The organism is Methylobacter sp. (assembly GCF_004322395.1).
Classification (GTDB): domain Bacteria; phylum Pseudomonadota; class Gammaproteobacteria; order Methylococcales; family Methylomonadaceae; genus Methylobacter_A.
This window is the reverse complement of record NZ_SCTW01000134.1, coordinates 1-10,671: the sequence shown is the minus strand read 5'-3', so window position 1 is coordinate 10,671 and position 10,671 is coordinate 1. Positions and strand designations below refer to the sequence as shown.

Annotated in this window: 11 protein-coding genes and 1 tRNA gene; all 12 read right to left on the bottom strand. The window is 45.7% G+C overall.

Going from position 1 to position 10,671, the window contains the following annotated elements; translation table 11 throughout:
• On the bottom strand, positions 1–753 hold a 753-nt coding region (gene truB / locus EPO18_RS18000; protein ID WP_292435754.1), incomplete at its 3' end, for a tRNA pseudouridine(55) synthase TruB.
• Positions 754–759: 6 nt separating this feature from the next.
• Positions 760–1,146 carry a 30S ribosome-binding factor RbfA gene (gene rbfA, locus EPO18_RS17995; protein ID WP_292435751.1) on the bottom strand — a complete coding sequence of 129 codons (387 nt, stop codon included), beginning with the start codon at positions 1,144–1,146 and terminating at the stop codon, positions 760–762.
• Positions 1,147–1,151: 5 nt separating this feature from the next.
• Positions 1,152–3,770: a translation initiation factor IF-2 gene (gene infB / locus EPO18_RS17990; protein WP_292435749.1), complete on the bottom strand. Its 2,619-nt coding sequence runs from the start codon at positions 3,768–3,770 to the stop codon at positions 1,152–1,154.
• Between the two features lie 10 nt (positions 3,771–3,780).
• Positions 3,781–5,298 (bottom strand): transcription termination factor NusA, encoded by a 1,518-nt coding sequence (gene nusA, locus EPO18_RS17985; protein WP_292435747.1) that lies wholly within the window; start codon positions 5,296–5,298, stop codon positions 3,781–3,783.
• The gene (gene rimP / locus EPO18_RS17980) at positions 5,288–5,773 is read right to left on the bottom strand and encodes a ribosome maturation factor RimP (RefSeq protein ID WP_292435745.1); all 486 of its coding nucleotides are present in this window, start codon (positions 5,771–5,773) and stop codon (positions 5,288–5,290) included. Before rimP ends, nusA begins: the two co-directional genes overlap by 11 nt.
• A 168-nt stretch (positions 5,774–5,941) precedes the next feature.
• Positions 5,942–6,018: transfer RNA gene (locus EPO18_RS17975), tRNA-Met, on the bottom strand.
• A gap of 71 nt (positions 6,019–6,089) precedes the next feature.
• Positions 6,090–7,538 (bottom strand): exodeoxyribonuclease I, encoded by a 1,449-nt coding sequence (sbcB, locus tag EPO18_RS17970; protein WP_292435744.1) that lies wholly within the window; start codon positions 7,536–7,538, stop codon positions 6,090–6,092.
• Between the two features lie 63 nt (positions 7,539–7,601).
• On the bottom strand, positions 7,602–7,997 hold the full coding sequence (locus EPO18_RS17965) for a CBS domain-containing protein (RefSeq protein ID WP_292435742.1): 396 nt from the start codon (positions 7,995–7,997) through the stop codon (positions 7,602–7,604).
• A 41-nt stretch (positions 7,998–8,038) separates the two neighbouring features.
• A complete protein-coding gene (gene nqrM / locus EPO18_RS17960) occupies positions 8,039–8,233 on the bottom strand; it encodes a (Na+)-NQR maturation NqrM (protein WP_292435740.1) in 195 nt (64 codons plus the stop codon).
• Between the two features lie 134 nt (positions 8,234–8,367).
• Positions 8,368–9,588, bottom strand: a complete 1,221-nt coding sequence (nqrF, locus tag EPO18_RS17955) for an NADH:ubiquinone reductase (Na(+)-transporting) subunit F (RefSeq protein ID WP_292435738.1) — start codon at positions 9,586–9,588, stop codon at positions 8,368–8,370.
• Between the two features lie 9 nt (positions 9,589–9,597).
• Positions 9,598–10,206 carry an NADH:ubiquinone reductase (Na(+)-transporting) subunit E gene (nqrE, locus tag EPO18_RS17950; protein WP_292435736.1) on the bottom strand — a complete coding sequence of 203 codons (609 nt, stop codon included), beginning with the start codon at positions 10,204–10,206 and terminating at the stop codon, positions 9,598–9,600.
• The coding region (locus EPO18_RS17945; RefSeq protein WP_292435735.1) for an Rnf-Nqr domain containing protein at positions 10,206–10,671 on the bottom strand (466 nt) is incomplete at its 5' end. The genes EPO18_RS17945 and nqrE, both read right to left, overlap by 1 nt.

Here is a 10,671-nt window from a genome sequence, read left to right as displayed (position 1 = left end):
TGCCTGTTCATTGGACAATCGAATAGCGGGTAGCGCTTCCAGCGGCTTATCGACATTAATCAGGCATTGAAACAGGCTTTGCTGATCCATTGCTATCAATTGTTCAATGGTTTTGGCATTCTCAATCTTGAACTGCCCCGCTTCCAGCCGGCGCAACTCTTTTACGGTTCCGCCGCAGCCTAAAGCATGCCCGATGTCTTCCGCCAGCGAACGGATATAGGTGCCTTTTGAACAGAATACGTCGAGTGTCAATTGATCTTTGGCAAAATCCAACAACTTTAGCTCGAATATGGTGATATGTCTGGCCTTACGTTCAACGGTTTTACCTTCCCGCGCCAGTTCATACAGTTTTTTACCGTTATGCTTTAAAGCCGAATACATGGGAGGCACTTGGTCGATTTCGCCGGTAAATTTTTCCAGACAAATCAGGATGTCGTCAACGGACAACTCAGGCACCGGTTTAGTCTCTATAACAGCGCCTTCGGCATCGCCGGTATCGGTCATAACGCCGAGCTGAACAACCACTTGATAGCGTTTATTGTCATCCAGCATCAATGCCGATACTTTGGTCGCTTCGCCAAAACAAAGCGGCAACAAACCGGTTGCCAGAGGATCAAGGCTACCGGTATGCCCCGCTTTGTTGGCATCGAACAAGCGCCTGACTTCCTGCAAGGCTCTGTTCGAAGATACGCCCAAGCGTTTGTCTAACAGCAATATCCCATGAATATTGCGTCCGGACTTGCGTTTACTCATCGGCGCTTAGCCTTCGCCGGGCTTGTCCTGAGCGGAGTCGGAGGGCTTATCCAAATCGCTTAACAGTTCCGCAACACGCATGCCGGTATCGAATGAATCATCGTAATAAAAACGCAATTCAGAGATATGCCTCAAGCGCATTCTCTTTGCTAATTGATGCCGAATAACCGGCGCCAACTCGTTCAGCCGTTTCACATTGGCTTTTTTGCCCTGCTCATCGGCATTCAATACCGTAACGTACACTTTGGCAACGGCAAGGTCTTTAGTAACCTCGACCTCATTGATGGTAACAAAGCCCAGCCTGGAATCATCAATATCCCGTTGCAGAATCAGCGAAAGCTCTTTCTGCATTTCCGATGAAACACGGGCGTTGCGGCCAAATTCTTTTGCCATAAGGTTTACAGTTCCCGCTTGACTTCGATGCGTTCAAACACTTCGATCTGATCGCCAGGCTGCACATCGTTGTAATTTTTCACACCGATACCGCATTCCATGCCCATCTTGACCTCGGACGCATCGTCTTTGAAACGGCGTAAAGATTCCAGCTGCCCTTCATAAATGACTACGTTATTACGCAGAACCCGTATCGGCAGATTTCTCTTCACATAACCGTCAATAACCATACAACCGGCAATCGCACCGAATTTTGGCGATTTAAATACATCGCGCACTTCGGCAAGACCGACAATCTGTTCTTTAATTTCAGGCGCCAACATACCGCTGATGGCTTTTTTAACCTCATCAATCGCTTCATAAATGATGCTGTAGTAATGCAGATCGATGCCTTTTTCTTCAATCAGTCTTCGTGTAGCCGCATCGGCTCGAACATTAAAGCCCATCAAAATCGCACCCGAAGCCAACGCCAAGTTCGCATCACCTTCATTAATACCGCCGACGCCGCCATAAATGACTTTGACTTCTACTTCGTCATTCGACAACCCGACTAAGGAGCTGCGTAACGCTTCCAGACTGCCTTGAACATCTGTTTTAAGCACTAAATTGACGCTGGCAATTTCACCGGTAGTCATTCTGGAGAATACCTCGTCCAGTTTAGATGCGTGCTGTACGGCATGGCGAGACAGTTTTTTACGCTCTTCACGATGCTTGGCCAAGTCTTTAGCGATGCGCTCGTTTTGCACTACCAGAAATTCATCACCGGCATTCGGCGTACCCGAAAGCCCGAGAATCTCGACCGGCGCGCAAGGCCCGGCTTCTTTAATAGCTACGCCGTTCTCGTTAAACATGGCTCGAACACGGCCGTACTCATGGCCGCACAATACCATTTGGCCGCTTTCCAGAGTGCCTTTTTGAATCAGTACCGTTGCTACGACACCACGACCTTTATCCAGCCTTGATTCAATCACGATGCCTGACGCCGCACCTTCAACAGGAGCTTTCAATTCAAGAATTTCAGTCTGTACAATCAACGCTTCGATTAAGTCATCGATGCCTGCACCGGTTTTTGCCGAAATTTTAAGGAACTGCACATCGCCGCCCCACTCTTCTGCAAGCACATCAATGTTTGCCAATTCCTGCATAACCTTTTCAGGATTAGCGTCAGGCTTATCGATTTTGTTGATTGCCACAATAATCGGCACATTGGCCGCTCTGGCATGTTCGACCGCTTCCTTGGTTTGCGGCATCACGCCGTCATCGGCTGCAACCACCACAATCACCACGTCGGTAACGTCCGCGCCTCTGGCACGCATCGCAGTAAACGCGGCGTGACCCGGAGTATCCAAAAAGGTTACCGAACCGTGATCGGTTTTTACCTGATATGCGCCAATATGCTGAGTAATACCGCCTGCTTCACCGGCAGCAACGCGGGTTTTACGGATGTAATCAAGCAGCGAGGTTTTACCGTGATCGACATGGCCCATGATGGTAACAATCGGCGCTCGCGGCAATTCCTCGCGATTATCTTCTTCTTGCGCCTCAGCCAGCATTTCCTGCTCAAGATCGTCATCACTCTGCATGATGGCTTTGTGACCCATTTCTTCGACCAAAATGGCCGCTGTTTCCTGATCTATGGTTTGATTAATAGTCGCCATAATGCCGAGCTTCATCAGATGCTTGATCACTATAGCGGCCTTAACGCTCATCTTTTGCGCAAGATCGGACACAATAATCATTTCCGGGATGGTAACCTCTTTTACGATAGGCTCGACCGGCATTTCAAATTGATGCTTACCTTCAGGCTTTACACTGACACGTTCGTTCTTCTTGCCTTTTTTCTTGGCTTTTTTGCTATCCCTGCCTCCCGCTCCGGCATAAGAACCTTCTTCTTGTTTTTTTCTATGCAGAATTTCTTGCTTGGCTGTTGCTTGTTGCCTTACTTTGTCAGCATTTCTTTTGATGGATTCTTCAAGTCGAAGATCTTTTTCATGCTGTTTCTTTCTGGCTTCTGTATGTTCTTTAACTTTAACCGGTATTTCATGTTCAATTTCCAGTTCTTCCTCAACCGGCAGAGCCTCAACCTCTTCAGCAGCTTCAGGCTCAACAGCGGTTTCGGCCTCAACCGCTTCGATAGCAGGTTGAACTATCGGCTCAATAATGGGCTCTTCTTTTTGTTCCGGAACAATTTCCTGCGCCTTTACCGGCTCTTCAACTGGAGGAAGGTTTTCGGCTTGTGCTGCGACCTGCTCTTTAAGGGCTTGCTTGGCCAACTCCAAATTCCTTTGTTCGTCAGACTCGGTTACTTCACTGCGCTTTATATATGTTTTCTGTTTGCGAACTTCAACACTGATCGTTTTGGTTGTACTGCCGGGGACGCTGGCCTGCTTAAGCTCGCTCACTGTTCTGCGCTTTAAAGTCACCCGTTTCAGAGTACCTTCCGCCTCGCCCTCATTCTTGCCATGGCGCTTGCGCAGATGCGCAAGTAGCTGCATCTTTTCGTCTTCATTGATGACGTCATCAGGAGCGCTCGCAGATAAGCCTGCTTCTTTGAGCTGTTCTAATAATCGTTCCAGAGGTATTTTTACCACCTCAGCTAATTGCCGTACTGTTTTATTACTCATTTCATACCCCTTACCTACTCGCCTGTTCCTCAGCAAACCAAGGCTCACGCGCCTTCATAATCAATTTTGCCGCCCGATCTTCGTTCATTCCTGCAAAATTCAGCAAATCATCTACCGCTTGCTCTGCTAAATCATCCATTGTAATAATGCCGTGACTTGCCAAGTCATAAGCCAACTCCCTGTCCATCCCTTCCATTTCAAGCAAATCCTGTGCGGGCTCAGCCGTTTCTATTTTTTCTTCGGCAGCAATTGCGCTAATCAGCAAGGCGTCTTTAGCACGGCTTCTAAGCGCATTAACAAGATCTTCATCAAAACCTTCAATTTCCAGCATTTCACTAACCGGAACATAGGCGATTTCTTCAACTGTATTGAAGCCTTCTTCAACTAAAATCAAGGCTATCTCTTCGTCGACATCCAATTGTTCAACAAACAACTGCTTTATTTTGTCAGCCTCGGCTTCGCTGTTTTCTTCCGCCTTAGAAGCATCGATTACATTCAGCTCCCAACCTGTTAATTGGGTGGCAAGGCGTACGTTTTGCCCACCGCGGCCTATAGCCTGGGATAAGTTATCCGAACTGACCGCCAAATCCATACTGTGTTTGTCTTCATCGACAACGATGGACTGGATTTCAGCCGGCGACATCGCATTAATCACGAATTGGGCATCGCTTGGATTCCAAAGGATAATGTCAACACGCTCTCCGGCCAATTCATTTGAAACCGATTGTACTCTCGATCCTCTCATGCCGACGCAAGCACCGACCGGATCCAACCTGGGATCGTTGCCTTTGACGGCAATCTTGGCTCGGGAACCGGGATCACGAGCCGCAGCAATTACCTCGATCAAACCTTCGCCTACTTCAGGCACTTCAAGACGAAACAGTGCAATCAGCAACTCCGGCGCTGTCCGGCTGACAAATAATTGAGGGCCGCGAGGCTCCGAACGTACATCCTTCAAATACCCCCTAATTCTGTCGCCAATGCGAATGGCTTCACGGGGTATCATATCTTCTTTGGCGATATAAGCTTCGACATGCCCCCCTAAATCCAGGTAGACACTGCCCTTTTCAATACGTTTTACGATACCGGTAATCAGTTCGCCTATACGGCTTTTATAGGCATCAACAATTTTCTTGCGCTCGGCTTCCCTAACTTTGTGGATAATAACCTGCTTGGCAGTCTGCGCAGCAATACGCCCGAAATCGACAGATTCGATTTCCTCTTCCACTAAATCACCGACTTGCACATTCGGATTATCAAGTCTTGCAACTTCCAACAGCACCTGCGTTTCGGGAAACTCCACGTCGCCGTCAATTTGACTATTAGCATCGACCACTTCCCATACTCTATGAGTAACGTAGTCTCCGGTTTTCCTGTTAATGTTAACATGGGCTTTGATCTGATTTGCGTGACGTTTGATTGTAGCTGCTTCTAATGCTGACTCTATAGCTTGGAAAACAACTTCTTTTTCAATATCCTTTTCATTAGAAAAAACTTCCACCACTAACAAAATTTCTTTATTTGCCACTGCGCCCTCCTTTTTCAATTAAATATTCAGGAACCAACCGCGCTTTACTCATCGCGCTAAATGGAACCTCAAAAACCTGCTCGCCTTCCTGAAGGGTAATAACGTCACCTTCAACTTTTTTAATCAAGCCTGTAATTTTTCTGCGGCCGCCTATGGGTTTAAATAACGTACACGACACCATGCTGCCGACATACCGTTCGAACTGACTCACTTTAAAAAAAGGCCTATCTTCGCCCGGCGAAGAAATCTCCAAATGATAGTTACCTTGAATAGGGTCTTCCACATCCATAACTCCACTGACTTGATGACTGACTTTAGAGCAATCTTCAACCAGAATCCCGTTTTCACTATCAATATAAATTCTTAACAGACCATGTTTAGGATGAGGATTATATTCAATGCCTACGCATTCATAACCTAAACCTTCAACAATTGGCTCAATTAAATTAACCAAATGCTCAGGAGCCTGTTTCATTTTTCCTCGCTTACTTTCGCACAAAAAAAAAGAGCCGAAGGCTCTTCCATTAACAATCAACTGTGAGCTTTTAAATTATCAAAGCCCAGAAAATAAAAAACCCCAAAATGGGGTTCTCGGCAATCGCTCCGTGCGACACCCTAACTCCTGCATCCATGCAGTCCTATGTGGTAGCGGGGGCAGGATTTGAACCTACGACCTTCGGGTTATGAGCCCGACGAGCTACCAAGCTGCTCCACCCCGCGATTGATTTGGAGCATTATAGAGCATTTTTATAATTTGGCAACTTATATTTCAATAACTAATGGTATTTTAGTTATTGAATGCCAAGCACCTGCATTTTCTCACGCGCATAAGCTTCCAGAGCCTCTATAATTTCGGTTTTTACATTTTCGACGTTACGTAATTTGTCTAACCGGCTGAAATAATCACCAAGTAAAATACCTGCGCCAGCTTGGCGACCGATTAAACGATTGGCGCAAAACTTGTTCCACCGTTGTTGTTCATCAGCATTCAAAGTCTCCAAATAATTTCTAGCGCGGTATCTAAATAACATTTCCTGTAATCGGCGATCAGTGAATTTGAATACGGACTTGGCTAATTGTTCAGGCGGCATAAATCTGATTTTAACCATTTGTTTTTTATCGTTTTCAGAAAAAAAACCGCCACTATAAATTTCCAGATCGGGATCGAAATCCTGCTCGGTATAACACTGACTGTCAAATACTGACGCCAACTTGTCAGGCAATCCGACAGCAGCTTTAATCTTGTCGATATTAGCACGACATAAGGCCAAATCGATTTCCAACCGCTCTGCATCAACCGGCCTGATTACAGACACGGGGGCTAAAACAGGGCATTTATTAATATGTACGGTTTTTAGTGGGATTCTTGCCACGCCTTCCGGCAAGTTAGCCGTCGAGATAAAGATTCTTTGCTGAATGTCTTCCACCGATAAGCTAAGCATCGGCTCAGGATCAACGGACAAGTCATAGACGATCACACCATTGGTATTAGTAGGATGCCTACAAATAGGAAGTACCACAGCTAAGCAATTCTTGGCAGCGGGGTATTTGCCTGAAACATGTACCACAGGGTTAAAACTGCCAAGCTGAAGCAAGTTAAACGCCTCGGTTTTAACCCGATGTTGCAACAGAAACTGGTAGAGTTTGGGTTGGGCTTGTTTAACCAGCTTGGTGATTGCCATCGTGGCATAGACATCTGAAAGCGCATCATGCGCGGCCTCATGGGCTATGTTGTTGGCCTGGGTGAGTTGATCCAGCCTGAAACTGGGACCACCCTCCTCGTTAACCGGCCAGAAGATACCTTCCGGACGAAGAGCTCTGGCCGCCCTGACCACATCAATCAAGTCCCAACGAGAATTGCCGTTTTGCCACTCCCTTGCGTAGGGATCGTAAAAGTTACGATACAGACAATTACGGGTAACCTCATCGTCAAAACGAAGACTGTTGTAGCCAAGAGTACAGGTATTAGGTTGAGCTAATTGCTCATGAATCAGACGAATAAATTCGGCTTCACAAACACCATGTTGTTCGGCACGCTGCGGGGTAATGCCGGTAATTAAGCAAGCCTCGGGATGAGGAAGACAGTCTACCGCCGGTTTACAGTAAACAACTAAAGGATCGTCTATAATGTTGAAATCGAAATCGGTACGAACCCCCGCAAATTGAACAGGTCTGTCTCTTTGAGGGTCGGTACCGAATGTTTCGTAATCATGCCAATAAAAGGTTTGCGTTCCGTTCATTATTTTTGTCCGTAATAACCACTCAGCAATTACAAATAGAACTCTGAGTAATTACCGGAAACCTTAATTGTTTGATGCCAATGCCCTTAACACATCTGTGCGGCTGACAATCCCAACCAAATCATTATCCTGAAAAACCGGATAACTTCTAACCGAAGACTGCTGGAATTTTTCCGCCAAATCCACAATACTGGATTCAGCATCAACGCTAATGACTTCTTTAGTCATATAATCGCCGACTTTGCCACTCATACTTTGATTGTAAACAGTTTCCAAAACGATATTCATAACATCCTTTTCGGAAAACATGCCTAGCAAGTGCCCTCGCTGATCAACAACCGGAGCACTGGTAATTTTATGATCCAACAATTTTTTTACGGCATCGATCACATCGTTATCCTTGGTGAGCGTAACCAATCTTTTCGACATATAATCTGCAACAGTAATTTTCGTTAGCATGATGAACTCCCGGTTGTCGTTATTATTGTAAATAAGCTAACTTACGATCCTTGATTCAAACGAGCCTCCGCTTCCATTTTCTTTCTTTTATCACATTTTTCCACACAAACACAATCTCCATTGTTTGCCGCGCCGCCGCACGACCCCTTAATAGCGCGCCTACCAAAAATAACGCCTATTGCCATAATGGCAATAACAATAGCCATGAAAACGAAAGTCACTAAAAAGTAAGTCATGGTATCACCTCGTAAAGTTTATAAAGGCCGAAAATAAAAAACGAGGAGCCGGATTTTAGCCGCGCCCCTCGTCTATTTGTTGCTTCCGCTCCTTCTTCAAAAACTAAGTTTCTAAAGAAAGAAATCAAGATTACTTATCCGCCAAAATCATCCAGCAAAATATTTTCCGGCTCTACGCCGTTATCCAACAGCATCTTGATTACCGCTGAGTTCATCATTGGCGGTCCGCACATGTAAAACTCGCAATCTTCGGGCGCCGGATGGTTCTTAATATATTCTTCAAAAAGAACATTATGAATAAAACCAGTATAGCCTGTCCAATTATCTTCCGGCAACGGATCGGACAATGCAACATGCCATTCGAAATTATCGTTTTCTTTGGCCAGCATATCGAAATCTTCTACATAGAACATTTCGCGTTTGCTGCGCGCACCATACCAGAAGCTCATTTTACGCTTGGATTTCAGCCTGCGTAATTGATCGAAAATATGTGAACGCATCGGCGCCATACCCGCGCCACCGCCGATAAAGACCATTTCATTTTGAGTATCTTTGGCAAAGAATTCACCATAGGGACCGGAAACAATACATTTATCGCCAGGCTTCAAGTTAAAGATAAAAGAAGACATAATACCTGGAGGTACGCTATCCGGCGCGCCGGGAGGCGGTGTCGCGATACGTACGTTCAGCATGATTTCCTTTTCTTCAGGATAACTTGCCATCGAATAAGCGCGTAACGCAGGCTCTTTTACAGTAGAAACATAACGCCACAAGTTGAACTTATTCCAATCGTCGCGGAATCTTTCTTCGACGTTAAAATCACTGTATTTAGAAACGTGCGGTGGACATTCAATCTGAATGTAACCGCCTGCGCGATAGTTGATTTCTTCGCCTTTCGGCAACTCCAGCACCAACTCCTTAATGAAAGTGGCTACGTTATTATTCGATTTAACCTTACATTCCCATTTTTTAACGCCGAAAACATCGTCTTCGACTTCAATGCTCATGTTGTGCTTAATCGAAACCTGACAAGAAAGACGCTCGCCGTGAGCCGCTTCCCGCTTGCTGATATGACTCAATTCAGTGGCTAAAATTTCGCCGCCGCCTGAATGCACTTTGACCTTGCATTGTCCGCAAGTACCGCCGCCGCCGCAAGCCGATGAAACAAACAAGCCGTTATCAGCCAACGCAGTTAATAATTTAGACCCTACCGGTACATGAATTTTCTTTTCATCATTGATGAGAATTTCCACGTCCCCTTCAGCGACCAATTTGCTTTTAGCACCGATAATAACGAATACCAGCGCGATAACAAAAGCCGTGAAAATAATAATCCCTAATAGAATTTCAAGCATGTCGCACCCTTAAAGTTGGATTCCAGAGAAAGCCATGAAGCCAAGCGACATCAGACCCGCAGTAATAAAGGTAATACCCAGACCTTGTAAACCAGCAGGTATATCACTGTATTTGAGTTTTTCGCGCACCCCTGCCATGACGGTGATAGCCAACGCCCAACCGAAGCCGCTGCCTACGCCGTACACGACGCTTTCGGGTAGATTGTAATCACGCTCAATCATAAACAAACTGCCGGCCAAAATAGCGCAGTTTACCGTGATTAAAGGCAAGAAAATCCCTAACGCGTGATACAAAGCAGGAAAGAATTTATCTAAAATCATTTCCAAAATCTGTACCAACGCCGCAATCACGCCGATACAACTTAACAGCGCTAAAAAGCTTAAATCAACGCCGGTAATACCCATCCAGGATAGAGCGTCTTCTTTTAACAACGCATGATAAATAAAGTTATTGGCCGGCACGGTAATAATCTGCACCATCATGACTGCAATACCTAAACCCATCGCTGTCGAGATTTTCTTAGACACCGCAATAAACGTACACATGCCCAAAAAGAAGGACAGCGCCAGGTTTTCGATAAAGACAGCCTTTATGAAAAGACTAATATAAGCTTCCATTAGTGATGCCCTCCTTCACCATGAGAAATCGACATGATTTTGAAATCCGCAGTTTCAGCTTGCTTCGGTTTCCATTGACGGACGCCCCAGATAATCAAACCGATGATAAAAAACGCGCTCGGCGGCAACAGCATCAGACCATTAGGATCATACCAGCCGCCGTCTTTGGTGAGTTTGAAGATTTCAATACCCAGTAACTTACCTGAACCCAACGACTCTCTGATAAAGGACACAGTGATCAAAATCAAACTGTATCCCAAGCCATTACCGATACCGTCTATAAAGCTGGCTAAAGGCGGATTTTTCATCGCATAACCTTCAGCGCGCCCCATCACGATACAGTTGGTAATAATCAGGCCCACGAATACCGATAATTGCTTGCTGATTTCATAAGCAAAAGCTTTCAATATCTGATCGACCACGATAACCAGCGAAGCAATAATAGTCATCGTGCAGATGACTATT

Excerpts from the sequence above, each read along its gene's own strand:
- rbfA (WP_292435751.1), bottom strand. The coding sequence starts at position 1,146 with ATGGCAAAAGAATTTGGCCGCAACGCCCGTGTTTCATCGGAAATGCAG.
- infB (WP_292435749.1), bottom strand. The coding sequence starts at position 3,770 with ATGAGTAATAAAACAGTACGGCAATTAGCTGAGGTGGTAAAAATACCT.
- rimP (WP_292435745.1), bottom strand. The coding sequence starts at position 5,773 with ATGAAACAGGCTCCTGAGCATTTGGTTAATTTAATTGAGCCAATTGTT.
- sbcB (WP_292435744.1), bottom strand. The coding sequence starts at position 7,538 with ATGAACGGAACGCAAACCTTTTATTGGCATGATTACGAAACATTCGGT.
- EPO18_RS17965 (WP_292435742.1), bottom strand. The coding sequence starts at position 7,997 with ATGCTAACGAAAATTACTGTTGCAGATTATATGTCGAAAAGATTGGTT.
- nqrM (WP_292435740.1), bottom strand. The coding sequence starts at position 8,233 with ATGACTTACTTTTTAGTGACTTTCGTTTTCATGGCTATTGTTATTGCC.
- nqrF (WP_292435738.1), bottom strand. The coding sequence starts at position 9,588 with ATGCTTGAAATTCTATTAGGGATTATTATTTTCACGGCTTTTGTTATC.
- nqrE (WP_292435736.1), bottom strand. The coding sequence starts at position 10,206 with ATGGAAGCTTATATTAGTCTTTTCATAAAGGCTGTCTTTATCGAAAAC.